At 63.9% G+C, this 23,950-nt stretch carries 24 protein-coding genes and 2 pseudogenes; 10 read left to right on the top strand and 16 right to left on the bottom strand.

Annotated features, from left to right (window positions below):
* Positions 1-30 precede the first annotated feature (30 nt).
* The 11 genes from GKC70_RS11745 to GKC70_RS11695 form a co-directional block, all read right to left on the bottom strand.
* Positions 31-381, bottom strand: coding sequence for a hypothetical protein (locus GKC70_RS11745; protein WP_342651432.1), 351 nt, complete (start codon positions 379-381; stop codon positions 31-33).
* Complete coding sequence (locus GKC70_RS11740; protein ID WP_342651431.1) at positions 378-1,760, bottom strand: ATP-binding protein; 1,383 nt, start codon at positions 1,758-1,760, stop codon at positions 378-380. Before GKC70_RS11740 ends, GKC70_RS11745 begins: the two co-directional genes overlap by 4 nt.
* A complete protein-coding gene (locus GKC70_RS11735; protein WP_039577803.1) occupies positions 1,757-2,419 on the bottom strand; it encodes a response regulator in 663 nt (220 codons plus the stop codon). The genes GKC70_RS11740 and GKC70_RS11735 overlap by 4 nt, the downstream gene beginning before the upstream one ends.
* Positions 2,420-2,422: 3 nt before the next feature.
* A complete protein-coding gene (locus GKC70_RS11730; protein ID WP_342651430.1) occupies positions 2,423-3,064 on the bottom strand; it encodes a tetratricopeptide repeat protein in 642 nt (213 codons plus the stop codon).
* Positions 3,061-3,867 carry an SDR family oxidoreductase gene (locus GKC70_RS11725; RefSeq protein WP_342651429.1) on the bottom strand — a complete coding sequence of 269 codons (807 nt, stop codon included), beginning with the start codon at positions 3,865-3,867 and terminating at the stop codon, positions 3,061-3,063. Before GKC70_RS11725 ends, GKC70_RS11730 begins: the two co-directional genes overlap by 4 nt.
* Entirely contained in the window at positions 3,854-4,534 is a 681-nt protein-coding gene (locus GKC70_RS11720; RefSeq protein ID WP_342651428.1) for an iron-containing redox enzyme family protein, read from the bottom strand. The genes GKC70_RS11725 and GKC70_RS11720 overlap by 14 nt, the downstream gene beginning before the upstream one ends.
* 8 nt (positions 4,535-4,542) lie before the next feature.
* Positions 4,543-6,006, bottom strand: coding sequence for an AMP-binding protein (locus GKC70_RS11715; RefSeq protein ID WP_342651427.1), 1,464 nt, complete (start codon positions 6,004-6,006; stop codon positions 4,543-4,545).
* On the bottom strand, positions 5,996-6,673 hold the full coding sequence (locus tag GKC70_RS11710; protein ID WP_342651426.1) for a thermostable hemolysin: 678 nt from the start codon (positions 6,671-6,673) through the stop codon (positions 5,996-5,998). The genes GKC70_RS11715 and GKC70_RS11710 overlap by 11 nt, the downstream gene beginning before the upstream one ends.
* A gap of 194 nt (positions 6,674-6,867) precedes the next feature.
* Entirely contained in the window at positions 6,868-7,188 is a 321-nt protein-coding gene (locus tag GKC70_RS11705; RefSeq protein ID WP_342651425.1) for a hypothetical protein, read from the bottom strand.
* Positions 7,185-7,343 (bottom strand): hypothetical protein, encoded by a 159-nt coding sequence (locus GKC70_RS11700; RefSeq protein ID WP_162889530.1) that lies wholly within the window; start codon positions 7,341-7,343, stop codon positions 7,185-7,187. Before GKC70_RS11700 ends, GKC70_RS11705 begins: the two co-directional genes overlap by 4 nt.
* 49 nt (positions 7,344-7,392) lie before the next feature.
* Positions 7,393-7,902 (bottom strand): peroxiredoxin, encoded by a 510-nt coding sequence (locus GKC70_RS11695; RefSeq protein WP_342651424.1) that lies wholly within the window; start codon positions 7,900-7,902, stop codon positions 7,393-7,395.
* Positions 7,903-8,086: 184 nt separating this feature from the next.
* On the opposite strand from GKC70_RS11695, the gene GKC70_RS11690 reads away from it, so the two are divergent.
* The 5 genes and pseudogenes from GKC70_RS11690 (at position 8,087) to efeO (GKC70_RS11670) (ending at position 13,807) form a co-directional block, all read left to right on the top strand.
* Positions 8,087-9,457 carry a gluconate:H+ symporter gene (locus GKC70_RS11690; protein ID WP_039577781.1) on the top strand — a complete coding sequence of 457 codons (1,371 nt, stop codon included), beginning with the start codon at positions 8,087-8,089 and terminating at the stop codon, positions 9,455-9,457.
* A gap of 141 nt (positions 9,458-9,598) precedes the next feature.
* The gene (gene efeU / locus GKC70_RS11685; RefSeq protein WP_342651423.1) at positions 9,599-10,447 is read left to right on the top strand and encodes an iron uptake transporter permease EfeU; all 849 of its coding nucleotides are present in this window, start codon (positions 9,599-9,601) and stop codon (positions 10,445-10,447) included.
* 72 nt (positions 10,448-10,519) lie between these two features.
* Positions 10,520-11,664: pseudogene (gene efeO / locus GKC70_RS11680) on the top strand (iron uptake system protein EfeO).
* Positions 11,661-12,971 carry an iron uptake transporter deferrochelatase/peroxidase subunit gene (gene efeB, locus GKC70_RS11675; RefSeq protein WP_342651422.1) on the top strand — a complete coding sequence of 437 codons (1,311 nt, stop codon included), beginning with the start codon at positions 11,661-11,663 and terminating at the stop codon, positions 12,969-12,971. Before efeO (GKC70_RS11680) ends, efeB begins: the two are co-directional and overlap by 4 nt.
* 20 nt (positions 12,972-12,991) lie before the next feature.
* The gene (gene efeO, locus GKC70_RS11670; RefSeq protein ID WP_342651421.1) at positions 12,992-13,807 is read left to right on the top strand and encodes an iron uptake system protein EfeO; all 816 of its coding nucleotides are present in this window, start codon (positions 12,992-12,994) and stop codon (positions 13,805-13,807) included.
* A 206-nt stretch (positions 13,808-14,013) separates the two neighbouring features.
* Here the strand turns inward: efeO (GKC70_RS11670) and GKC70_RS11665 are convergent, their stop codons facing one another.
* The 3 genes and pseudogenes from GKC70_RS11665 to GKC70_RS11655 all read right to left on the bottom strand — a co-directional run bounded on the left by GKC70_RS11665 (position 14,014) and on the right by GKC70_RS11655 (position 16,612).
* A complete protein-coding gene (locus GKC70_RS11665; RefSeq protein ID WP_342651420.1) occupies positions 14,014-14,826 on the bottom strand; it encodes a hypothetical protein in 813 nt (270 codons plus the stop codon).
* 35 nt (positions 14,827-14,861) lie between these two features.
* Positions 14,862-15,047, bottom strand: a pseudogene (locus tag GKC70_RS11660) (RHS repeat-associated core domain-containing protein); the annotation flags it as partial.
* The gene (locus GKC70_RS11655) at positions 15,014-16,612 is read right to left on the bottom strand and encodes a hypothetical protein (protein ID WP_342651419.1); all 1,599 of its coding nucleotides are present in this window, start codon (positions 16,610-16,612) and stop codon (positions 15,014-15,016) included. The gene GKC70_RS11655 and the pseudogene GKC70_RS11660, both read right to left, overlap by 34 nt.
* A 274-nt stretch (positions 16,613-16,886) precedes the next feature.
* Between GKC70_RS11655 and GKC70_RS11650 the strand changes: the two genes are divergently transcribed.
* From GKC70_RS11650 to GKC70_RS11640, 3 genes are all read left to right on the top strand, one after another.
* A complete protein-coding gene (locus GKC70_RS11650) occupies positions 16,887-18,134 on the top strand; it encodes an IS256 family transposase (protein WP_342648733.1) in 1,248 nt (415 codons plus the stop codon).
* A gap of 261 nt (positions 18,135-18,395) precedes the next feature.
* Positions 18,396-19,289 carry a DUF1176 domain-containing protein gene (locus GKC70_RS11645; RefSeq protein WP_342651418.1) on the top strand — a complete coding sequence of 298 codons (894 nt, stop codon included), beginning with the start codon at positions 18,396-18,398 and terminating at the stop codon, positions 19,287-19,289.
* Complete coding sequence (locus GKC70_RS11640) at positions 19,286-19,453, top strand: DUF1176 domain-containing protein (RefSeq protein ID WP_342651417.1); 168 nt, start codon at positions 19,286-19,288, stop codon at positions 19,451-19,453. Before GKC70_RS11645 ends, GKC70_RS11640 begins: the two co-directional genes overlap by 4 nt.
* Positions 19,454-19,472: 19 nt before the next feature.
* On the opposite strand, the gene GKC70_RS11635 is transcribed toward GKC70_RS11640, so the two are convergent.
* A complete protein-coding gene (locus GKC70_RS11635) occupies positions 19,473-20,219 on the bottom strand; it encodes a sulfite exporter TauE/SafE family protein (RefSeq protein WP_342651416.1) in 747 nt (248 codons plus the stop codon).
* A gap of 89 nt (positions 20,220-20,308) precedes the next feature.
* Here GKC70_RS11635 and GKC70_RS11630 point away from each other — a divergent pair, with 89 nt between their 5' ends.
* Together GKC70_RS11630 and GKC70_RS11625 are read left to right on the top strand one after the other, a co-directional pair.
* Positions 20,309-21,199, top strand: a complete 891-nt coding sequence (locus GKC70_RS11630) for a LysR family transcriptional regulator (RefSeq protein WP_342651415.1) — start codon at positions 20,309-20,311, stop codon at positions 21,197-21,199.
* A gap of 128 nt (positions 21,200-21,327) precedes the next feature.
* The gene (locus GKC70_RS11625; RefSeq protein WP_342651414.1) at positions 21,328-22,587 is read left to right on the top strand and encodes a DUF2254 domain-containing protein; all 1,260 of its coding nucleotides are present in this window, start codon (positions 21,328-21,330) and stop codon (positions 22,585-22,587) included.
* 30 nt (positions 22,588-22,617) lie between these two features.
* On the opposite strand, the gene GKC70_RS11620 is transcribed toward GKC70_RS11625, so the two are convergent.
* On the bottom strand, positions 22,618-23,910 hold the full coding sequence (locus tag GKC70_RS11620; protein ID WP_342651413.1) for an MFS transporter: 1,293 nt from the start codon (positions 23,908-23,910) through the stop codon (positions 22,618-22,620).
* Between the last annotated feature and the right edge of the window lie 40 nt (positions 23,911-23,950).

The following is a 23,950-nucleotide window of genomic DNA, read 5'->3' as shown; positions in this document are numbered from 1 at the left end:
TTCAATCTGACACAGTTGTTCCGAAATGTTTCAAGAGGTCTTCAGGCGTGCCCATCGCGTCAGCACTTCGTCCCAGCATCGCGAGATTTCGGCACCGATCCGTCCTCTGGCTGGCATTCCCGGCGAATAAGGGCGCACCGCCAGGTGGGCTTCGAGAAACGCGTCCGTCCATCCGGCCCACTCGCCCGCCATGGACTGCAGATTGCTGTGCAGGACCGGATAAACCTCGTTCCACAAGATGCTCTGCACCTGGTCAGGCGTGTAGCCAGTCTGAGCCAGACGCTGCACGACCCCGTCGAAACTGAGGTCGACATCGGTGTCCAGAAAGAACTCCGACAACGCTTGCCACACCCGCAGTCGATCCGCGTCAACGGTGCTCATGAGGCTCCCCCTGTGCTCGCCAGCGGAATCGACAGGATGGCGGCCAGCCCGCCCTCGGCTCGGTTTTCCAGGCGTACTTGACCGCCCAGGCGCTCGACGATGGCCGCGACGATGGAGAGTCCCAGCCCTGCCCCGTTCGGGCTGTTGCGGCTGTAGAACCGTTCGAACACGCGCGTCAGGCTGGCCTCTTCGATACCCGGGCCTTCATCTTCCACACTGAGTTCGAGCTGCCCACCGCGTTGCTGCAGCGAAACGCAGATACGTCCGCCCGGTGGCGAGTGCTCCACGGCATTGGCCACCAGATTCTGCAAGGCGATGCCCAGCACGCCGGCATCGACCGTGGCCAGGTGATCGCCCTCATCGAGTTGCAAAGACGGTTCCTGGCCACGCTCCAGAATCCAGGGCGTCAATTCGGCCAAGGTCTCGGTGACCACTTCGCCCAGGTCGATCGGCGTGTCCACGCGCTGGCCCAGGCGCGGTTCCAGGCGCGCCAGGGTCAACAGCTGGTTGACCACCCGCGTGAGGCGATCCACGGCACCGATCAGGAAGCCCAGGGCTTTTTGCCGTTCGGCCTCGCTGGTGGCGGCTTCGGCGTTCTGCGCGTGAAGACGCAGAATGGCCAGCGGCGTACGCATTTCATGGGCCGCATCGGCGATGAAGCGGTGTTCGCGGCGCAGCAAATCGTCGATCTGCGCCAGCAAGCGGTTGATCGCCGCCTGCATCGGCTCCAGCTCCGAGGGCAGCGGCACCAGTTGCAGCGGCTCCAGCGATTGCGCATGCCGTGCGCGAATCACATTGGCCATGTTCTGCAGCGGTTGCAGACCCCAGCCGATGGCGGCCCAGACCAACAGCGCCAGGGCCAGGCTGCCGATCAGGAACGGGAACAAGGTATGGCGCACGATGCGGTCGATCAGGTCGAAGCGCACATCCTCGCGCTCGCCGACCCAGATCACCCAGTGACGCGCCGGCACCGGTAGCACAAAGCCGCGCCAGCACTGGCCATCGACCACGATTTCGGAAAAGCCTGGGGTCACCGGCAGCGGTGTCAGCACCGGTGCACTTGGGGTATTGACCAGGCGCGTGCCGGCGTCATCCCAGACCTGGAACGCCAGCTTGCTTTCATAGGGATGGCCCACCCGGTGCCGGCCGGCCTGGCTAAGGGCGTCGTTGAAGGCCTGGTACAGCGAGGTCCGGCTGCCCTCCTCCACCGGCAGGCTCATTACGCCCTGCAGAAGCCGCGCGTTCTGCGCCAGGTGGGCGTCGTAGATCTCGGTGATCTCATGGCGGCTGTCATGGTAGTTGTACAACGCCAACAGGCTGGTACCGACCACCAGCAGCAACATCACCCGCCACAGTGTGCGCTGGCGCAGCGAACTCATGCCTTGCCCTCGACCAGGTAGCCGATGCCGCGCACGGTGCGGATCAAGCCGTTGAACAGCTTCTTGCGTAGCTGGTAGACGTTGACTTCCAGGGTGTTGCTCTCCGGTTCCTCGTCCCAGCCGTAGAGCAACTGGGTGAGCCGCTCGCGGGTGAAGACCTTGCCCGGCTGCGCCAGCAACTCGTGCAGCAGGCGGTACTCCTTGGGCGTGAGCACCACCGGCCGGCCCTCGTAGTGCACCTGCTGGGTGGCCGGGTCGAGGCTCACTCCTGCGTGTTCGATCAGCACCCGTGCTCGCCCGGCACTGCGGCGCAGCAACGCGCGCAGGCGGGCCTTGAGCTCGTTGAGGTCGAAGGGTTTGACCAGATAGTCGTCGGCACCGGCATCCAGCCCAGTGATACGGTCATCGGTGGCGTCACGGGCGGTGAGCACCAGCACCGGCAGGTTGTCACCGCCCGCCCTCACCCGCCGCAGCACCTCGATGCCATCCAGGCGCGGCAGTCCCAGGTCGAGAATGGCCAGGTCGAAGGTCTCGTGCTGCAAGGCGTGCAGGCCGCTGGCGCCATCGCGCAGCCAGTCGAGTGTATAGCCCTCCTGGCGCAAGCCATCGCAGATGCCTTCGCCCAGCGCCGTATCGTCCTCCACCAGCAGCAGCCGCATAGATCAGTCCTGTTTGTCCTTGAGGGTCTTGAGTAACGCGGCGATATCGCTGCGCCGCCCCTGATCGGCCAGCTCGCGCCCCGGACGTGGCGGTGCCTGCAGCGCCTTGTTCAGCGCAGCGCGGGCCTCGTCGTAGCGTTTGCGCCGAACCAGATGATCGGCCCAGAAGTAGTTGCTGTCGATACCGTTGGGGTTGATTTGCAGTGCCTGGCCCAACAAGGTTTCGGCCTTGTCGCTGTCGCCGAAGCCGATCGGCCAGCCCGGCACCTGGTCGTAGAGCGTGCCCAGGCTGGTATAGGCCGAGCCCTGCAAGGCCCCGGCGTCCAGGGCGATGGCCTGCTCCAGGCTGGCCCGCGCCGCCTTCACTTTGCTCAGCGCGCCCAGCCCGCCGGTCGCGCCGGCCCAACTGCTGTTGACGATGCCGTTCCAGATCAGCGGTTCGGCCGCGCCCGGATACTGCCGGACGAAGGTTGCAGCGTCGCCGGCCAGCTTCTCGAAGGCCTCGCTGCGCTGCTCCTTGGGGCTCTGGTACTGGATCTGCGCCCAGCGCTGCTGCAAGTCGGCCAGCCGCTGCGCGCCGCCTGGGTCCAGCGCCCAGGTAGAGGATGAGAACGCCAGCAGCGTGGCGAGCAACAGACGCTTCATTTCAACGACGCCTTCGAGTGTCCGTCGACGTGGCGACGGATCATGGGTAATTGCTTGCGCAGCGCACGGTCGACGACGCCTGGCAGTAGGCTGTTGAGGCGCACGAACAGCTTCTCCGGCCAGCCCAGGTACAGCTCGCTGCGTTCGCTCTGCACGGCGTCGAGCACGGCCCGTGCGACATCGACGGGGTCGTCCATGCCGACCTTGAGCGCATGATTGAGCGCCATGGCGGCGCTGCTGTTCATCGATGTACGGGTGGCCCTGGGCGCGGCGTACAGCACGCTCACCGAGGTGTCGGCCAGCTCCCGGCGCAGCGCCTCGGAGAAGCCGCGCAGGGCGAACTTGCTGGCACAGTAGGTGGCATAGCCCGGATAGCCGATCGAGCCGTAGGTCGAGCCGACATTCACCACCAGCGCCTTGGGCTGGGCGCGCAACAGCGGCAGGCAAGCACGGGTCAGGTGCAGCGGCGCCTTGAGGTTGATGTCCAGCAACTCGTCCAGGGCTTGTTCGTCGAGTTGGTCGAGCAAGGCGAAGCGATTGACCCCGGCGGCATTGATCAGCACGTTGACACCGCCCAGCGCTCGCGCCTGTTGCACCACCTGGTCGCGACCGCTGGGGTTGCGCAGGTCGGCGCTGTGCCAGGTGAGGTGCTGCGGGTAGCGCTTGAGCACCCCGGCCAAATCGCCCAATTGTCGACTGACCGCCAGGACCCGAGCCCCCGCCGCGCATAACTGCTCGGCCAGGGCTAGGCCGATTCCGCCACTGGCACCGGTCAGGATCACCACACAGTCAGGCAGGCGCATGCTGTACGCCCTGCGATTCACTGAGTGGCAGGCCGCGGAACATTTCGCTGTAGAGGTGGTACACGACCTTGGCCGCATCGAGCACGGCCTGCTGGTCCTCGGGCTGCTCCAGACGGTTCATCAGTGTGCGGTAGGTGACCATGTGCTCCTGATCCAGGGCACCGTGCGAGCTCAGGTAGCTGAATGCCCTGTCGGGCAGTTCCAGGCTGCGCTGCAAGGTACCGGCCGCCTGGGTCGCCAAGGCGATGCTGGTGCCCTCGAGCACGTTGACCATGCCGAACAACCCCACCGGATTGCCGCGTGCGATGAGGTCGTAGAGATAGGCGACCATCAGCTCGATGGGCAATGCCGGTCGGCCGTCTCGCACAGCCTCCCAGTCGCCGCCACAGGCCTTGATGTCATCGAGAATCCACTGTTCGTGGCCGTATTCTTCCTCGATGTACTCGCACACCGCGCCGCGCAACCATTCCAGGCGCCGTGGCAGCCGGGCACCGCACGCCATCATCAGCGGTACGGTATGGCGCACGTGGTAGTACGCCTGGGTCAGGAAGGCGATGTAGCTGTGGCGGCTGGCCTGCCCAGCCAGTGCCTGGCGGATGACCGGAACGGCGAACAGCGCCTCGCGTTGAGTGGCGGTCTGTAACTGCAGGGTGTCGAAAAAAGCCATGGCGAACCTCACAACGCAATGTCGGATAGCAAGCGGTGGTAGCGCGCCAGAATCGCCTCGCGACGCGGGCGACCGTTGGCGGTCAGGGTGTGCAGGTGGCTGTCGAGCGGCTCGGGCAGACGGCGCCAGTGATGAACACGGGCATAGTCCGGCAGGCGCGCATTGCCCTGCCGCACGGCCTGCTCGATATCGGCATCGCTGCTGGCAGGGTCTCGCGGCCAGAGCAAGGCGACGTTGCGCGGCAAACCCTCGCCGTGCACGAACACCTGTGCAAGGGCGCCGCACTGGGTCAGTTCGGCCTCGACCCACTCGGGGCTGACGTTGCGTCCGAAGCTGGTGATGAACTGGTGCTTCTTGCGCCCGTTCACGTACAGGTAGCCCTGCGCGTCCAGGTAACCGAGGTCGCCGGTGGCCCACCATGACGCGTGCAGCGGCGGCTCGCCCAGATAACCCAGCAGCGTGGAACCTGCGACCAGCACTTCGCCGTCCTCGGCGATGCGCACCTGCACGTGCGGCAAGGGCTTGCCGACGCTGCCCAAGCGGTACGCGCCGGGCCTGTTCAGGGCCACCACCGACGCGCACTCAGACAGGCCATAGCCTTCATACACCGGCAGGCCAATCGCCTCGGCGCGCTCCAGTAACGCCTGGGACACCCGCGCGCCGCCCACCGCCACGAACCGCAGCGCGCCCACTGGCATCAACCCGCGCTCGATGGCGGTGACCAGGCCCAACAACAACTGCGGCACCAGGATCAGGCTGTGTGCACCGCTCAGGGCTATCGCGCCGAGCAGTCGCTTGAAGTCGACCTGGGTGGCGCCGCTGATGCCCAATTGCGCCTGCGGGTACAACTGCACGCACGCACCGGCCATGAGCGCGGCATACACGCCCAAATTCTCCAGCAACACCCCCAGCGGCAGCACCGCCAGGTAACGCTGGGCCGAGGCGTTGCGGCTGGCCTCTTCCAGGGTCCGGGCGACGCACAGCATCGCCTCGGCACTCAAGCACACGCCCTTGGGTTGGCCGGTGCTGCCGGAGGTGTAGGTAATCTTCGCGGTGCCTTCGGGCAAGGTCACCGGCTTGGGTTCTGAGCGATGCCAGAACGCAGCGGTACGGCTGAAACCGGCGCTGAGTAGCTGAGCGGTCCACACCTCATCGACCAACGCCAATGTGGTGCCGCTCTGCTGCACGCAATGCTCGAACTGCTGGGGGCTGAAGAACGTTGGAATGACAACGCACGGGCAGCCGGCAAACAGCGCTGCCAAGTCCCAGAGCAACGCCTGCGGGCCGTTGTCCAAGGCCAGGATCAGTGCGGCTGGCGCCTGACGCTCCAGCTCGCCTGCACGGCGCTCCACTTCATCACGCAACTGCGCCCAGGTGACCCGCTCGTCGGCTCCCTGCACAGCCACCTCGTGCGGGCAGTCACGGGCTTGCACGCTCAACCTGTGCCAGAAACGCTCGAGTTCATGCGGCATGTCCGGACTCCTCCACCACCTGCGGCAGTCCCAGGCGTTGGAATAGCCCGATGCGCGCCAGCGCGGCAAAACCTTGGCCGATGTTGCCCACCATCACCTTGGGCCGCTGGTTGTAGTAGCGGCCCCACTGGACGTGTTCCTCACCCAGGCGTCGCGGATCGGCCACGCCGAGCACGCTGGGTTGCAGCCCCAGGCGGCGGAAGCTGTTGACCAGTGACGCCGCCCCGGTGAACGTCACCCACTGCAGCCCGCGCACGGCCAGCAGCCAGGTGATGAGGATGATCATCAGCCGGGCGCTGCCGGCGTCGACCGAGGCCAGGTTGCCCACCTCGACCCATTGCCCGCGCTCCACCACGGCGCCCTGCACATCCGCCAGTGCCAGGTGGACAGGCATGTCCAGGTAGCGCTCGACAAACAGTGCACCGCTGCTGGCTGGACGCACCCCGGCAGCGGCGACCAGGCGCCCGGACGCATCGCGCAGGGCCAGCAACTCGGGCAGGTAGTGCTGCACATCGGCCTGATGGCGGTCGGCGAAGCACTGATGGATGAACTGCTCCAGCTCACTGCGCCCGGCGTCGGCGGCCAGGTGCAGGGTCAGCTGAGCAGAGGCGGCGGCGGGGCCGCCTACAGACAACGGGAGCAAGGTGCTCCATGGCAGATGTGACATGCGACTCCCCCTGGGATCGGCGTGTGGGGGAAGTATCCGTAGCGAATCTGAAAGGAGTCTGAAGTGCCGGACATCTTACTGCTGGACCTGTTGATGGCCTTTTATCCTGCGGCGCATGTGGCGCTGAGCTTCAGCGACCTGCTACCTCGGGGTTCCAATAGCGCGATGGGGAAAGCGAGCGTGGATTGGGCACTTCATTCCGGTGATCGCTCGTCGTACCAGGCGGCATACGGGGTGTTGCCGACCTTGCGGCGGTTGTAGTCCGGAGCGCCATCGGTCCACCACACCGGCCCCCGCTCGCCCAGCGCCACCTTGGCGGCGTCGACCTCGGCGCGGGCGCTGCGCAGCGCAGCAGGGTCATCGGCCAGGCGGGCTCGCCTGACCGCACGCCGCGCCGCCATCAACTGGCTGACCAAGGCCGCACGGCGTGGTTCAGGCAACGCCGGGTCGCTGCAGCGCCATAGACGCCGCTTGACCACGAAATAGCGGCCATCCGGCGTGGTGGGATACTTCACCGATACTGATCGTCTTCGCTGTCGTCTTCGACAAGGTCCGCGTCGTCGGCCTCGTCAGCGTCATTCAATGCCGGCGAGGCTGGCTTGCGTGGGTCGTTGATGAAAGGCACACGGCTTGGGCCTTGTTCTTCGAGACCTTCGGTTTCTGGCTGCATGGTGATTCCTCCGTTGCTGCGAGTTTGGAGTCGCCGCCGGGCCCGTCGTTCAGTCGCGGGCGCGCACCACGGCGAGCAGCGTCTGCGCGTCGCTGACCTCGAACTTGCCCGGCGCCTCCACCGCCAAGTGCCGGACCACACCGTTGTCCACCAGCAGCGCGTAGCGTTGCGAGCGATAGCCCATGCCCCGTGCGGACAGGTCCTGGCCGAGGCCCAGGGCCTCGGTGAATTGGCCATTGCCGTCGGCGATCATCTGCACGGCAGTGCCCACCTGCAGGCTCTTGCCCCAGGCCTGCATGACGAAGGCATCGTTGACCGAGACGCAAAGGATCTCGTCGATGCCAGCGGCGAACAGTTCCGGTGCGGCCGCGACATACCCCGGCACATGGCGCTCCGAACAGGTCGGGGTGAACGCGCCCGGCAGCGCGAAGATCAGCAGCTTGCGCTGATCGCAGCGCTCGCGCAGCGAAAAGGCGTTCGGGCCGATGGCACATGCGCCCTCGGCTTCGCTGTATTGATAAAGGGTGACATCAGGGAGCATCGCGCCACGTTCGATCATCGCTGAGATTCCTGGGAAGAGAATTAAGGCAGGTGCGTTTGTATCAGGTTTGACGCACCTGGGCTTTGTAAAAAATCTTTCATGCACCGGACCCGCAAATCGCCCACCGCGCTAGTCATCTATATGAATGTCTGCGTTATAGTTTTCGAAACTCGTAACAAGACATTACAAGAAGAGGTTTGCCTTGGATCTTTCACACGCCGCGTGGCTCGCCCACGACACCCGTCTGCTGATCTGCTGCGGGGCTGCCATCGCCTGCATCGTGGTGCTGATCAGTCTCACCAAGCTGCCGCCGTTTCTCTCCATCCTCATCGGCACCTTCGTCGCCGGCCTGGGCGCTGCCCTGCCGCCGGAAGCCGTGGCCAAGGCGTTCGCCAAGGGTGCAGGCAGCCTGCTGGGCGAGGCCGGCATGATCATCGCCCTGGGCGCCATGCTCGGCGCGCTGATGGCCGAGTCCGGTGCCGCCGACCGCATCGCCTCGACGCTGTTGCGCCATGCCCGTGGTAAAGCGCTGCCCTGGGTCATGGCTGTGGTGGCCATGGTGATCGGCCTGCCGCTGTTCTTCGAAGTGGGCCTGGTGCTGATGGTGCCCGTGATCTTCGTCATCGCCCGGCAGTCCGGGCAACCGCTGCTGAAGGTGGCGATCCCGGCACTGGCCGGCATGACCACGCTGCACGCCCTCATGCCGCCTCACCCCGGCCCGCTGATCGCGGTCAGCGCGCTGCACGCCGACCTGGGCACGACCATGCTGCTGGGCCTGTGCATCGCGGTACCGGCGGTGATCCTCGCCGGTCCCCTGTACGGCATCTGGCTGTCACGGCGTATGCAGGTCGAGGAGCCTGCGGAACTGGGCGAGTTGTTCACCGCCAAGGTGCAGACTCGGCGCAAGCCAAGCTTTGCCATGTCGCTGCTGATCATCCTGCTGCCGGTGCTGCTGATGCTGGGCAGCACCTTGGCCAAAGTCGCCATGGCGCCCGAGAGCAGCCTGGCACTGACCTTGAAGTTCCTCGGCGAGCCGCTGATCGCACTGGGGTTGGCGGTGATCGCGGCGGTGATCTGCTTGGGCTGGTCGATCGGCATGGCGCGCGATCAGGTCGGTGGCGTGCTGCGCAAGAGCCTGGCACCGATTGCCGTGTTGCTGCTGACCATCGGGGCCGGTGGTGGACTCAAACAGACGCTGCTCGAAGCGGGCGTGAGCGACACCATCAGCAAGGTCGCCAGTGGCGCCCACCTGTCGTACGTGCTGTTGGCGTGGCTGATCGCTGTGGCCCTGCGTCAGGCCACGGGCTCGGCCACCGTCGCCACGACCACCACGGCGGGTATTCTGGCGCCGCTGATGACGGGGCTGGCGAGCACCCAGAGTTCGCTGGTGGCGTTGGCCATCGGCGCAGGCTCGGTGTTCTTCTGCCACGTCAATGACGCCGGGTTCTGGATGGTGCGCGAGTACTTCGGCTTGCAGCTCAAGCAGACGCTGTGGGTGTGGTCGGTGTTGCAGACCATCGTTTCGGTGGTGGGGCTGGTCGGCACGCTGCTGTTGTGGCAATGGCTGCAGTAAGATCGACCGGCGAGGAGTACATCCGTACTCCACTCGCGTCGCCTGCTAAGTTAAATATTCTTCACATGCGCTAATGATTCTCATTGAGGTAGATTCGCCGGCGACCTATCCATTCGCGCCAGCGGTCATCCCGGGAGAATCATGCTCGTTCCTTTCCTCATCATGCTCCGCGAGGGCATCGAAGCGGCGTTGATCGTCGGCATCATCGCCAGCTACTTGCGCCAGACAGGTCGCGGCCAGTGGATGCCGGCTGTGTGGATCGGCGTATTCCTGGCCATCGCGCTTTCGCTGCTGGTCGGTGCCGGCCTGGAGCTGATGAGCAGCGAATTTCCGCAGAAGCAGCAGGAGCTGTTCGAGGCCGTGGTCGGGTTGGCGGCGGTGGTGATGCTCAGTGCCATGGTGCTGTGGATGCGTAAGGTGGCGCGGTCGATCAAGCAGGCCCTGCACGTCTCGCTTGACGCCGCGCTGGCCGGCTCCCGGCACCAGGCCTGGGCGCTGATCGGCATGGTGTTCTTCGCCGTGGCCCGCGAAGGCCTGGAAACGGTGTTCTTCCTGCTGGCCGTGTTCCAGCAGAGCAGCGGCCCTGCGGCGCCCCTGGGCGCCTTGCTGGGTCTGTTGGCTGCGGTTCTGATAGGCGTGGCGCTGTATTCGGGCAGCCTGCGCCTGAACCTGTCGCAGTTCTTCCGCTGGACCGGCCTGTTCATCCTGGTGGTCGCCGCCGGCATCCTGGCCAATGCCGTGCAAGCGCTGCACGAGGCCGGTGTGTGGAACGCGTTGCAAGCGGTGGTCTTCGACAGCAGCGCTGTGCTGCCGCAGGACGGGCCGACCGGCTCGGTGCTGGCCGGCATGTTTGGCTACCAGGACACCCCGACTGTCAGCACGCTGGGCGCCTATCTGCTCTACCTGATCGGTGCGCTGCTGCTGTTCTTCTGGCCGGTCAAGGCCGCGCCGTCCTCCTCCTCGAACGCACAAGGCCCGCATGAGCCGTGATCAAGGCGGCACGCCCGCCACGCCCCCTCCCCGCGCCTGCTGCGCCTGGCCCTGGTCGGCAGCGTGCTGCTGATGGCCGGCGCTGGCGTGGTGTTCTACTACGCCGCCCAGCAAGCCCAAGCCAAGCGTTCGACTGGCGCCGGCCAGGAAACCCTGGTCACGCTGCGTGACCACGCCTGCGAGCCGAGCGACCTGAGCGTTGCAGCCGGCGTCAACCGTTTTCGCATCGTCAACCAGTCCCAGCGTGCCGTGGAGTGGGAGATCCTCGACGGCGTGCTGGTGATCGAGGAGCGCGAGAACATCGCGCCGGGCTTGTCGCAAGTGATCACCGCCAACCTGCAGCCGGGCCGCTACGCGATCACCTGCGGCCTGCTGAGCAACCCGCGCGGCAGCTTGACCGTCACCCCGACCGCCGCGTCCGAGGCCGCTGCCCAGGCGCGCCCGACCCTGACCGCCTTCATCGGGCCGCTGTCGGAATACCGCGTCTACCTGAGCAGCCAGGGCTCGGCGCTAGTACGCGCGGGGGCGGCGCTGCAGCAGGCGATCCAAGCGGGCGACCTGCAACAGGCGCAGACCGCCTATGCGCAGGCGCGACTGATCTATCAGCGCATCGCAGGGGCCAGCCAGCGCCTGGGCGAGCTGGACAACCGTATCAACGCGCGCGCCGACTACTTCGAGCAGCGCGAGCAGGACCCGGCGTTCGGCGGCTTTCACCGCCTCGAATACGGCCTCTTCCAGCAGCGCAGCAGCGCCGGCCTGGAGCCGGTCGCACAAGCCCTGGCCCACGACCTGAGCGAACTCAAGACGCAACTGCTGGCCCAGTCCATCGCGCCAGCGCAATTCACCGGCGCGGTGGTGCGCAACCTGCAGAGCCTGGCGCAGAGCCGCAGCAGCGGTGAAGAAGAACGCTACAGCCACCTCGATCTGCCCGGCTTCGCGGCCAACCTAGAAGGCGCGCGCAAGGTGATCGACCTGCTGCGTCCGTTGCTGGCCCGAAACGCCTCCGCCCCCTGGCAGCCGTCGACGCCGCCATGGCCCAGTTCGACCAGCAACTGAAGGCGCTGCGCAGCGACGACCAGTTCTTGCCTTACGACCAGGTAACGCCCGCGCAAAGGCAGCAGATTGCCGAAGGCGCCCAGCACCTGGCCAATGCCATCACGGCCCTGAATCCCGCACTGGGACTGGACGATTTGCCGACACAAGCGAGCCCCCAATGACCGACTGCGACACCGCCAACGCCCCGCTCTGCCCTCAACGTCGACGCCTACTGGCAGGCCTGGGTGCCGCCGGGGTGGCCATCGCCGGCGCCGGGCTGAGCGGCACTGCCCTGGCCGCGCCCTCCCCGGCCAAGGTCACCGAGGCCCCGCACAGCGACCGCACCCAGGAACGCAATACCTGGCTCGGTGCCCACCAGCCGGGCATCGTCACGCCGCGCCCGACGGCGGGCATGTTCGTTGCCTTCGATGTGCTGGCGCAGAACGCCGAGGACCTCGAACGGCTGTTCCGCACGCTGGAGCAGCGCATCCGTTTCCTGATGGCCGGAGGCCCGGTGCCGCAGGTGGACCCCAAGCTGCCACCGGTCGACTCCGGCATTCTGGGTCCAGTGGTCACGCCCGACAACTTGACCATCACCGTGTCGGTCGGCGAATCGCTGTTCGACGACCGCTATGGCCTGGCCGCTGCCAAACCGGTGCGTTTGAGCCGTATGAGCGGCTTTCCCAACGACGCCCTGGAGGCCGAGCGCTGCCACGGCGACCTGGGCCTGCAGTTCTGCTCCAACTCGCCGGACACCAACATCCACGCCTTGCGCGACATCATCAAGACCTTGCCGGACCTGCTCTACGTGCGCTGGAAGCAGGAAGGCTCGGTGCCGCCCCAGGCACCGCACAAGGCCGACGACCCCGAACAGAGTGCACGCAACTTCCTGGGCTTTCGTGACGGCTCGGCCAACCCGGACTCCAGCGACGCGGGCCTGATGGATCGTGTGGTCTGGGTCGGTGCGGGTCTGGAGCCGGCTTGGGCTGCGCATGGCAGCTATCAAGTGGTGCGCATCATCCGCAACCTGGTCGAGCGCTGGGACCGTACGCCGCTGCAAGAGCAGGAATCGATCTTCGGCCGCAAGAAGACCAGTGGTGCACCCATGGACGGTCAGCGCGAAACCGACATACCGAACTACCCGAAAGATCCACACGGCAAGCTGACGCGACTCGACGCCCACATTCGCTTGGCCAACCCACGCGATGCCGGCAGCCAGGCCAACCTGATCCTGCGCCGCCCGTTCAACTATTCCTCGGGCGTCGGCAAGAACGGTCAGTTGGACATGGGCTTGCTGTTCATCTGCTACCAGGCCGACCTGGAGAAAGGCTTCATCACGGTGCAGAACCGCCTCAACGGCGAGCCGCTGGAGGAGTACATCAAGCCGGTGGGCGGTGGCTATTTCTTCGTCCTGCCGGGCGTGACGCACGCGCAGGACTTCATCGGCCGTTCGCTGCTCGGCGCGGCCGCCTCTTCCAAACCCGTATGACCTGGACCAGGACGCACACCATGAACAACACCCGTCTCGCCCTGCTGCTCGCTGTTGCCCCGCTGCTGGCCAATGCCGCCACGGTGGATCCGCTGACCCTGGTCCAGCCGGTGTCGGACTACAAGATCTACGTCACCGAGAAAGTCGATCAACTGGTCAGCGACACCCAGCTGTTCACCCAGGCGGTGAAGCGGGGAGATCTGGCCAAGGCCCAGGCGTTGTATGCCACCACCCGCGTCAACTACGAAACGATCGAACCGATCGCCGAGTTGTTCAGCGACCTCGATGCGGCCATCGACTCACGGGTGGATGATCACGAAAAAGGCGTGGCTGCCGAGGATTTCACCGGATTTCATCGCCTGGAATATGCGCTGTTCGACCAGCATACGACCCAGGGCCAGGGGCCAATTGCCGATAAACTCATCGCCGATGTCAAAGACCTGCAGAACCGTATCGCCACCTTGACCTTCCCGCCGGAGAAAGTGGTGGGTGGCGCGGCGGCGCTGCTCGAAGAAGTGGCGGCGACCAAGGTTTCGGGGGAGGAAGATCGCTACAGCCATACCGACCTTTACGACTTCCAGGGCAATATCGACGGCGCGCAGAAAATTTTCGAGCTGTTCCGGACGCATTTGGCAGCGCAGGATCAGGGGTTTGTCGCCAAAGTTGACAAGAACTTTGCGACGGTCAATGGATTGCTGGCCAAGTACAAGACGGCTGACGGTGGGTTCCAGGCTTATGACAAAGTGGCTGAGCGGGATCGCAAGGCCATGATTGGGCCGGTCAATACCTTGGCTGAGGATCTTTCGACGTTGCGGGGGAAGTTGGGGTTGAACTGAGTTAGGTTGGTTGCACTGCTTAGATCGGTTCGGACGCATGCAATTCGATATCACTAAACTGTTGCCGAGCTCGATACCGCTACCTTCAGTATGTTTACATTAGTCGCATATTGCTTATCGCCTTTATGGCCCAGACAACTGGCATCTTTATCAGGTGCCAGTTGCCCCAGGCGGAGCCGCATCCGGCCCCATGCCGCAGCATCATGTCAGCAAGTGCCCGCCACCCCGTGATTCCAGCGGTACTGATCTTTGAGCGGTACGGAGTAGCGTCCCCACGGCGTAATGGGGCCTGAGGCATCATCGCTGGCCATGGCGATGAAGGCGTCGATCGAACCGCGCGTGATGTACACCTCGATCGCCTTGCCCGTTACCCAGGCCCCTGCGCTCAGGCTGCGTGAGCCCGTCGCGAAGTTGTTGAGCCGATGGGCCTGGCGCAGCGCCGTGCCATACGCGCCCATGCGTGCATAGCGTGGGTTGTTCAGGCTCAGGTGTGGCGCCTCACCCAGGTAATCGATCAACTGCTGGCCGGCGGCCTTGAGCGTGGTCATCGCGCCCGAACGAGCACTGTTCGCGGGCGGCAGATTACCCAGTTGCTGCCTGGCGTACTCCATAGGCCTCACCGCGCTGCGCGACAGCCTTGCACCGGGTTTGAGACGTGAGAGCGTCTTGCCCAGTTGGCGGGTAGACCGCATCGCCCCTTTGATCAGGCTCGGCACCTTCTTGATCAAACCCAGCGCACTTTCGGCCAGCGACAGCACCCCGAAGGCCAGCGACGCATAGCCCAGCTTTCGGGAAAGCTCGGGGTTGATGTCTTCGGTCAGCACCGAGGCGACCTCGAAGCCGAACGAGAGCACCGCACAGGTCGTCATCGCGACGAAAAATACCGACGCGGCCCCGCCGGTCATCACCGAGGCGGCGATACCGACGACCGTCAGCACCGCCGACAGCGCCAGGCCTCGCCAGCGCCCGCCGACCGGCATGGGTTTGGTCTCGCGCAGCACCTGCGCATAGTTGGCCAATTCCTGATCCTGCCCCAGCGGCTGAGCATGATCGCGCCACTGGGGTCGTGCAGGTTGACCGGATCCGGGCAGTGGGCATAGTCGTTGAGGCCGCCTTCACCGAAGGGGCTCAGCCAGTCAGGCTGGGCATGACGGCGCAGGCTGGGGTCGTAGCAGCGGTAGCCGTTGCCTGCGTGATAGTGACCGGTCACCGGATCGCGGCGCATGCCGTTGTAGCCACTGACCAGACCCTTGAGCGCCGCCCCTTCGCCGAAGGGCAGCAGGGGCGCCAGTTGCAGGTCGGTACCGCAGACCTGGCCGACGATACCCGATTGGGGTCGTCGATCAGCCAGCGCACCTGGTCGCCGTCGTATTGCGCCAGACCCGGAGAAATGTGCAGGCTGCCCGTGGCGTTGCCCGTCTTGTCGAAGCACACCTGGCCGATCAGCTCGTCGCCGTCATAGCGCAGTTCCTGGGTGGTCTGTTGCTGCTCGTCGTATTGCGCCGCGAGGCGCTGCAGGCCGTCGTATTCATAGCGTGCGAGCAGGGTGCCTTGGTCGTTCTTGATGCTGCCGAGCTGACCGGCGCCCGTGTAGGTCAGCACGCGCTTGTGGCCGTCCACCTGCAACTGGCCGTTGCTGTTCCAGGTCAGCGAGGTCTTTTGCGTACCGCTGCTTACCGAGGTCAGGCGCGTGGGATCCGAGGCCGTCTCGTAGTTGAAGGTCTGTGTGACCGCATCGCCCTGGAACGGCGTGCTGATGCAGCGCGTCAGGTTGTCCAGGCTGTCCCAACTGAACGTCTGCGCCTTGATCGGGGTGCCATTGCCATCCTGCGGGCAAAGCGCCGCAGTTGCGGCGTCGCACGTGTAACTGTCGAGGCGGTCGAGCAGGTCATAGGTGAAGCGCTCGGTGCGCAACAGCTTGCTGCCCTGGTAGCTGGCTTTGCTGGTCAGGCGGCCGTCGCCGCGCCAGGTCATGTGCTGGCTGAAGCAAGGCGCGCCATTGCGCAGGAAGGTGCGCACGACCTCCCGGCCGAAACCATCGTGTTCACTGTCGACCTGCCATTGACCGGCACCGGTCAGGGCATGCGCCTGCCGCGATTGCAGGTGGCCAAGCGCGTCATAGCGGTAGCGCACGTCCTCATGCGCCTGGCAACTGCGCAGTAGTCGTTCTTGGCTGTCGAGGAAGGTGCGTCGCAGGCAGCCGTCGGCGCGCAGCGCAGCCACTGGCTGCCCGCGCAGACTCTGCCACTCCGCGGTCTTGACGGTACCGCGTGGAGTTTTTTCAGTGATTTGCCGCCGCCCGGGTACCTGGGCGGCGGCGAGGGTGTGCAGCCAGGCAGCATGGGTGGGTGAGTCGGGTGCAGCAGTGAGTACCGTCGATCCGTCAGCCTGGGTCTGGCTGTACAGCGCCTTGCCGTCGACCTCCAGGCGGGAGCCCTTGGCATCGCTCACGCGCTGCAGTTTGGTCTTGTCGGGGAGCGTGATGGCCTGTTCGTCGAACCCATATTTTCGGCTGCCAATCTTGCGTGTAGTGAGCGTGCCCACAGGGCTGAGCGTTTGCGTCGCGATCACCTTACCGTCGACGGTCAGGGTCTGAACGCGGTTGCTGAACCCCTCATAGGCGCGCTCGAGGGTCGTGTCATCCGGCCGAACGACTTTGGTGACTCGGCCGAGGATGTCGCGTTCTAGCGTGTAGGCCTGGGTTTGGGTGTCCAGGGTACGGGTATGGCGGATGACGCGGCCGTCGGTGTCGTAGTGCTCATCGACTTGCAGGTGCTGCTGGCCTGCGTTGTCCGCCCATTGCACGGCGTGTTGGAAGGTGCCGTCGGTATTGGCGGTGTCGGTGATTGTGCGTTGCGACAGAGGCTGCGCGCCGAGACCGTGTTGTTCGATTAATAGAGCGGGGACTTCAGCAGTAGTATCAAGTAGGAGTTCTGAATGAGGCGCTTGGGCGCCCATCTGTGATTTTACATCCGATAGTCCTAGGCCCCTAGGATCACGAATAGTTCAAGTATGTCCTCGATTTCAGGGTATGTCAGAAATTTTGTGTTCGGGCATAACATGAGCAAGAGGTGCATGTATGCCAACCAAGAAGAAACCCCTGCGTGACCTACCAAAAATCCCCAAGGAGCTGCTTGAGCAGTTCGGTGAGGGCCTGATGACTGCGGAGGCTATCGAAGATGCCTCTGCGGCATTCAAGAAGGCGCTGATCGAACGGGCCTTGAACGCCGAGCTCAGTCACCATCTGGGGTATCTGCCGGGCGCGCAGCGTCCAGAGGATGAAACCAATCAGCGCAATGGCAGGACTGGCAAGACGGTTCTGACTGGAGAGGGGCCGCTGCGGCTGGATATCCCCCGTGATCGAGACGGTAGTTTTGCGCCCATCCTGATTCCCAAGCATGAACGCCGTTACACCGGCTTCGATGACAAGATCATCGCCATGTATGCCCGAGGCATGACCGTTCGGGAAATTCGCGCATTCATCTCTGAACAGTACGGAACGGATGTTTCGCACGACTTCATCAGTTCGGTCACGGCCGAGGTGATGGAGGAAATCGGCGCGTGGCAACAGCGGCCGCTGGAGCCGATGTACCCGGTCATTTTCTTTGATGCGCTGCGAGTCAAGATTCGCGAAGAAGGGCTTGTGCGCAACAAAGCGATTTACTTGGCGCTGGGCGTTCTACCCGATGGGACGCGCGATATTCTCGGGATCTGGATCGAAAATACCGAAGGTGCGAAGTTCTGGATGAAGGTCTTCAATGACCTTAAGACGCGCGGCGTTGAGGATGTGCTGATCGCCGTAACCGACGGCCTCAAAGGGATGCCAGATGCGCTAAGCGCCGTGTTTCCGGCCACCACGCTGCAAACATGTATTGTCCACTTGATCCGCAACAGTCTCGATTATGCAGCGTGGGATAAGCGTCGTGATCTGGCCAAAGCGCTCAAGCCGATCTATCAGGCCATCAACGCCGAGGCGGCTGAGCAGGCACTGGATGCCTTTGAAAACGGCCCTTGGGGCAAACAGTACCCAACGGTAGTTGCGGCATGGAGAAGAGCCTGGGATCGAGTGATTCCATTCTTTGTCTTCCCGTCGGGCATTCGAAAAGTGATCTATACGACCAACGCGATCGAAAGCATCAACGCCCAGCTACGCAAGATCATCAAAACGCGTGGTCACTTCCCAACGGATGAGGCCGCCACCAAGCTGATCTGGCTGGGGCTGCGGAACATCACGGCAAACTGGGGCTCAGCGGCCCATGACTGGAAAAATGCGATGAATCAATTCGCGATGCTGTACGGAGATCGATTTATCAGGCCGACCTGGTAAAAGCATGGCCAGCCTGACGGCAGGCCGTTATCGGCCCGCACACAAAAAATCTGACACTCTCCCATTATCACAGCCTCCGGGGCTAGCCCATAGCCTGGAGAGCCGAGGACGTGAAAGCGCCGAGCCCCATCCGATCGACGGACTGCGACTATTTTGACTGTGACCCCTCCCCTCATTCTTGTGCGAATCGCTCACCCAGGCTGCTTGCCACACCGGTTCATGCGTTAATCCCTGCTCCCAGTCCATTCGCACGCCTCCACCATGCGCCGTCTTCTCGCCCTGCTGACCTGCCTGATCGCCTCTACCGGCCATGCTGCCGACTCGCCGCCGCTGTCCCGAGACATCAAGGACTGGAACGTCACCTGCGACAACGTGCGCACCTGCACCGCCGTCTCCACCCGGCCTGCCAGCGCCGAGCTCGGTGAGTTGTATTTTCCACTGCGCATCGTGCGCAAGGCCGGGCCTGAAGACGCGTTGCACATCAGCGTCTTCAGCTTCAACGACCTGCATGGCGATCCGCTGATCGACTACGAATCGCTGCGCATGCCGCTGGTCGAGCGAAAGCGCGCGGACTTCGACGTGACCGAGGTACCTGAACTGCGCAGTGCGAGCGATGCGGATGCCCTGACCTTCATCCACGCACTGCGCAACGCCAGGCAGTTGGCCTTCAGCACGTCGGATGGCCCCTCGAGCGCCTCGCTGATCGGCATGACCGCTGCGCTGTTGTTGATGGATGAGGTGCAGGGCCGGATCGGTACCGTCACCGCGCTCGCGCGGCCGGGAGACGCGCCGGCCAGCGACGTGCCGCCGGCCCCGCCCACGCCCACGTTGCCGGCCTGGACCGCTCCGTCCTCCCTGAGTGCCCCGCAGACGCAGCAGCTACTGGACGCTGCCATGGCTGCGAGCCGCGCCGACTGGCAGCAAGATGTCATCGAAGACGACGAGCCCACCGGGAAGGTTTATGCGCTGACGGACGAACAAGCGCTATTGATCGTGCAGACCGGCTGCAGCGCCTACAACTGCGATTATCGGCTGTACCTGATGCCCCTGGCGCACCCGGAACAGGTTCGGCCTGCGCCCTTCCAGACGATCGCCCAGTTGCCTGACCTGGCCCCGAGGGCAGCGTCCAATTCGATACGGCAACGGGCGAGTTGACCAGTCTGCAGTTGGCCAACGGCATGGGTGGCTGCGGCGTAACGACACGCTGGCGCTATGACGGAGAACGTTTCGTGCTCAGTCATGCGGCTCAGATGAGTGCCTGCATGGGCTTGAACGATGCCGATTGGCCGGTGCTGTGGGAGACCGCCGTGCAGCCGTGATCGGGACCGGCCTCGTTGATCACAAAAAAGGCCGCGAGGCCAACTCCAGCCCCAGCACTGCCAGAAAAAGCAAAAAGCACTGCTTGAAATGCTTCGGACTGATCCGCGTTCGAATGGACTGCCCAACGAACATGCCCACCAACGCAGGAATGACAGCCAGCGTCGAAAGACCCACCTGCTCGAATTTCATACCGCCATGCAGCAGCAACCCCGCAGCCAAAGCCACCGTCGAGGTGGTAAAGGACAACCCAAGCGCCTGCACCAACTCGTCCCTTTCCAACCGCAACGACTGCAAATACGGGACCGCCGGCATTACGAACACACCAGTAGCGCCGGTGATGGCGCCCGTTACCAGACCTATGACCGGCGAGAGATAGCGTTCGGCACGCTGGGAAACAACGAAGGTTGTGGCGAACAGGGCATAAAGCGCGTAGACGAGCAGCGCAATACCCAAGGCAAACCCAGACCATGCCGGATTGACTGATACAAGCAATGCCGCTGCCGGCAGCGTTCCCACGGCAATGGCAGCCTGCATGGGCCATAAGCGACGTATCAAGTGGTAGGTCTCTGGCCCGGATACGCACTGCCAGACATTGGTCACCAATGACGGAATGATCAACAGTGCGGCAGCGGAGGACGGTGGCATCTCGGTGCCGAGCAATCCCATCGCGACAGTGGGCAACCCCATACCAGTGACGCCTTTCACTGCCCCTGCGGCGATGAAAGTCAGCGTCAGCATCACCACTAAAAAATAGGTCTCGTTCATCCCCCGATTGAAGGCCATCGCACCCGGTGCGCACAATCAGGACTTTTTCCGCTACCCTTCGGGCAGTCCGAAGGGTCAAGGAGACGTTGATGCGATTCGATCTAGCCGACCTTCGTCTTTTTCTCTGTGTGCTCGACGCCGGCAGCATCACGCAAGGCGCGCTGTCGGCGAACCTTGCCTTGGCATCGGCCAGTGAGCGACTGCGTAGCATGGAGGCCGATGCAGGGGTTGCCCTCCTGGAGCGCCATTCACGCGGCGTCACCGCAACCCAGGCGGGCGAAGCGGTTGCCCACCATGCTCGGCTCATACTGCAACAACAAGCCGTTCTGAAAGGTGAACTCAGGGGATTTGCATCGGGTGCTCACGGCACACTGGCCTTGTACGCGAACACGGCAGCACTGACCCATTTCCTTCCCCCGAGACTTGCCGATTGGCTGGCTGCCCGGCCACACCTGCATATGGACTTGCGCGAGCGAACCAGCGCAGAGATCGTGCAAGGGGTCACCGCGGGATTGATCGAAGCGGGCATCGTGTCTGATTCTTCCAACGCTGCGGACCTGTGTGTTCGCCCAATTGCACGGGACCACCTCGTGCTCATCGTGCCCGCCACTCACCCGCTCGCCACGCGCAAAGCAGTGCATTTTTTTGAAGTGGTTAATGAGATCTTTGTCGGCCTGGCTTCGGGTAATGCCCTGCAGGATCACCTTGAGGATCAAGCCAAGGCCCTTGGCCGTCGATTGACGCTGCGCATCCAGATGAAGACCCTCGAGGGACTGTGCACGATGGTCAACCGGGGGATCGGAATGGCAATCTTGCCTCAGTGCATCGCTGCCCGACATCGACGACGCCACTCATACTCGACCTTGGCTATCGAGGATGAGTGGGCACGCCGCCAATTGTGTGTGGTCTATCGAGAGTGGCTGACATTGTCGCCAGCCATGCAAAGCTTGCTGGAGCACTTGGGTGCCTGTGCCGATTGACCCCATCGTTTCAGCATGAAGAACAGCCCATCCCCAATAAAACTTTCAGCGCCCCGCACCACTCAACCAGGCACTGCGCCAATCTCTGTACAGGGCGCACCGTTCCTCACCTGCATAGGTAAAAAACGATGATCGCTCGATGGCGCTGGGCCTTGGGTCAAATGACCAAGCGACTGTGGTTCCGTGCCACGTTGTTCTCGTTGACCGGCGTGATCACCGCGCTGCTCGCCATCACCTTGCGCGATTTCGTACCCCCCACGCTACCGGCGAAAATCGGCGCCGATTCGGTCGACAAGATCCTGAGCATCATCGCTTCGAGCATGCTGGCGGTCACCACCTTTTCACTGAGCACCGTGGTCTCCGCCTACAGCGCCGCCAGCAATGGCGTCACACCCCGGGCGACCACCCTGGTGATGGAGGACTCCACCACCCAGAACGCCCTTGCGACGTTCATTGGATCGTTTCTGTTCAGTCTGGTCGGCATCATCGCGCTGAGTACCGGTGCTTACGGCGCGCAAGGCCGGGTCGTGTTGTTCGCCGTGACCCTGGTCATGATCGTGCTGATCATCTACACCCTGCTGCGCTGGATCGACCACTTGTCCACGCTCGGCAGAGTCGGTGAAACCATCGACCGGGTCGAGCGCGCGACCCTCGCAGCCCTTGAGCAGCGTGCCCGCTGGCCGTTCATGGGGGCCGCCCCCTACCCCGTCGACTTCGACCTGCCCGCGCAGGCAATGACGATCGTCAGCGTGGACACCGGCTATATCCAGCACATCGATGTGGGCGCACTCGCGGTGGTTGCCAAGCGGCATGACGTCGAGATCTACCTCGAGGTACTGCCTGGCAGCTTTGTCCACCTGGGTGCGCCCCTGGCACGCCTGCTCGACACGTCCTCAGCCAGCAGCGACCTGGAAACCGAACTGCGCCACGCGATCACCGTGGGTCTGCGCCGCACCTTCGATCAAGACCCGCGTTTCGGCCTGTCGGTGCTGGCAGAGATCGCCTCGCGCGCCCTGTCCCCGGCCACCAATGACTCCGGTACGGTAATCGATGTGATAGGGCGCGGGGTGCGCTGTTTCTCTAAATGGGCACTTCAGCCCGCCGACACCGATGATATCGACGAACACTGCCGGCGCGTGCATGTACGCTGCGTCGAGGTACACGACCTGTTCGACGACTTCTTCACCTTGATCGCTCGCGACGGCGCGGGCTTGCTGGAAATCGACATTCGCATGATCAAGGCCTTGATCAGCTTGACCGACATCGACTCCGCCCGCTTCGGCACGCAGTGCCGATTGCACGCGGCACTGCTGGTCAAACGCGCCGAGACGGCGCTGGTCCTGGATGAGGAGAAGACACGGCTCAGGGCCGTGGCCGCCCCTTGCTGACTGAGTGACCGGCTCAGCCAGCACCGGCACTCACTGTGCGGCGACCCGGCCGCGCACCGCCATTTTGCGGTACAACACCAGCGTTGCGCTCAGCGCGCACAGCGCGGCGAAAGTCACCCAGTACGCGGGCGCGGCCTTGTCGCCGGTCTCATGAATCAGCCAGGTTGACATCACCGGAGTGAAGCCGCCGAACAAGGCCGTCGCCAGGCTGTAGGCTAGCGAGAACCCCGCGACCTTGACATCTGCCGGCATGAGCTCGGTCAGCGCGGGGATCATCGCGCCGTTGTACATCGCGTACAGGAACGAGAACCACAGCAGCACTTCCAGCATGTGCGCGAAGCTCGCCGCTTGCGCCAGGTAGGAAAGCGCCGGATAAGCCGTGAACACGGTCAGTACGGTCATGGCGATGAGCATCGGCTTGCGTCCGAAGCGGTCGCTGAGCGTGCCGCCGATCGGCAGCCAGAAGAAGTTCGACACCCCGACCAGCAGCGTCACCAACAAGGCATCGGTAGTGCTCAGGTTGAGGACGGTCTTGCCGAAGGTCGGCGCATACACCGTGATGAGGTAGAACGCGCTGGTGGTCATCGCCACCATCAGCATGCCGCCCACCACCATGCCCCAGTTCTGGCCGAGGGTGGCGATCACCTGCTTCATGGTCGGGCGATGGCTGCGGTTTTCGAAGGCTTCAGTTTCTTGCAGGTTGCGGCGCAGGAAAAAGATGAAGGGAATGATCAGGCACGCTACGGCGAACGGTATGCGCCAGCCCCACTCGCTGATCTGCAAGGGCTGCAGCGACTGGTTCAAGGCATAACCCAAGGCGGCGGCGACGATGATTGCCACCTGCTGACTGCCAGACTGCCAACTGGTGTAGAAGCCCTTTTTGCCGGGTGTGGCCATTTCGGCAAGATAGACCGAGACACCGCCCAGCTCTGCCCCGGCGGAGAAGCCTTGCAGCAACCGCCCGATCAGCACCAGCAGCGGCGCCCAGTAGCCAATGGTGGCAAAGCCGGGCACCAGTACGATCAGCAGCGTGCCACTGGCCATGATCGACAGCGTCACGATCAGGCCTTTGCGCCGACCGACGTCGTCGATGTAAGCCCCCAGCACGATGGCGCCCAGCGGGCGCATGAGAAAGCCTGCCCCGAAGACGGCGAAGGTCATCATCAAGGACGCAAACTCACTGGAGGCCGGGAAGAAGGCCCCCGCGATCTGGGTGGCATAGAAGCCGAACAGGAAAAAGTCGAATTGTTCGAGGAAGTTACCCGAGGTGACGCGAAACACCGCAGCGGCTTTGGACCGAGCGGCATGAGGTGACGCAGGCATAGACGGTTCTCCAGCGTAAATCTTCTTGGTGTTGTGCACT

The organism is Pseudomonas sp. REB1044 (assembly GCF_038813925.1).
GTDB lineage: Bacteria > Pseudomonadota > Gammaproteobacteria > Pseudomonadales > Pseudomonadaceae > Aquipseudomonas > Aquipseudomonas boreofloridensis.
Note: the sequence above shows the minus strand (reverse complement) of the source record. Positions and strands in the feature narration are given on the sequence as shown.

Bases quoted from the DNA above. Each gene is read 5' to 3' on its own strand.
- GKC70_RS11745 (WP_342651432.1), bottom strand. From the start codon at position 381: ATGAGCACCGTTGACGCGGATCGACTGCGGGTGTGGCAAGCGTTGTCG.
- GKC70_RS11740 (WP_342651431.1), bottom strand. From the start codon at position 1,760: ATGAGTTCGCTGCGCCAGCGCACACTGTGGCGGGTGATGTTGCTGCTG.
- GKC70_RS11735 (WP_039577803.1), bottom strand. From the start codon at position 2,419: ATGCGGCTGCTGCTGGTGGAGGACGATACGGCGCTGGGCGAAGGCATC.
- GKC70_RS11730 (WP_342651430.1), bottom strand. From the start codon at position 3,064: ATGAAGCGTCTGTTGCTCGCCACGCTGCTGGCGTTCTCATCCTCTACC.
- GKC70_RS11725 (WP_342651429.1), bottom strand. From the start codon at position 3,867: ATGCGCCTGCCTGACTGTGTGGTGATCCTGACCGGTGCCAGTGGCGGA.
- GKC70_RS11720 (WP_342651428.1), bottom strand. From the start codon at position 4,534: ATGGCTTTTTTCGACACCCTGCAGTTACAGACCGCCACTCAACGCGAG.
- GKC70_RS11715 (WP_342651427.1), bottom strand. From the start codon at position 6,006: ATGCCGCATGAACTCGAGCGTTTCTGGCACAGGTTGAGCGTGCAAGCC.
- GKC70_RS11710 (WP_342651426.1), bottom strand. From the start codon at position 6,673: ATGTCACATCTGCCATGGAGCACCTTGCTCCCGTTGTCTGTAGGCGGC.
- GKC70_RS11700 (WP_162889530.1), bottom strand. From the start codon at position 7,343: ATGCAGCCAGAAACCGAAGGTCTCGAAGAACAAGGCCCAAGCCGTGTG.
- GKC70_RS11695 (WP_342651424.1), bottom strand. From the start codon at position 7,902: ATGATCGAACGTGGCGCGATGCTCCCTGATGTCACCCTTTATCAATAC.
- efeU (WP_342651423.1), top strand. From the start codon at position 9,599: ATGCTCGTTCCTTTCCTCATCATGCTCCGCGAGGGCATCGAAGCGGCG.
- efeB (WP_342651422.1), top strand. From the start codon at position 11,661: ATGACCGACTGCGACACCGCCAACGCCCCGCTCTGCCCTCAACGTCGA.
- efeO (WP_342651421.1), top strand. From the start codon at position 12,992: ATGAACAACACCCGTCTCGCCCTGCTGCTCGCTGTTGCCCCGCTGCTG.
- GKC70_RS11650 (WP_342648733.1), top strand. From the start codon at position 16,887: ATGCCAACCAAGAAGAAACCCCTGCGTGACCTACCAAAAATCCCCAAG.
- GKC70_RS11645 (WP_342651418.1), top strand. From the start codon at position 18,396: ATGCGCCGTCTTCTCGCCCTGCTGACCTGCCTGATCGCCTCTACCGGC.
- GKC70_RS11635 (WP_342651416.1), bottom strand. From the start codon at position 20,219: ATGAACGAGACCTATTTTTTAGTGGTGATGCTGACGCTGACTTTCATC.
- GKC70_RS11630 (WP_342651415.1), top strand. From the start codon at position 20,309: ATGCGATTCGATCTAGCCGACCTTCGTCTTTTTCTCTGTGTGCTCGAC.
- GKC70_RS11625 (WP_342651414.1), top strand. From the start codon at position 21,328: ATGATCGCTCGATGGCGCTGGGCCTTGGGTCAAATGACCAAGCGACTG.
- GKC70_RS11620 (WP_342651413.1), bottom strand. From the start codon at position 23,910: ATGCCTGCGTCACCTCATGCCGCTCGGTCCAAAGCCGCTGCGGTGTTT.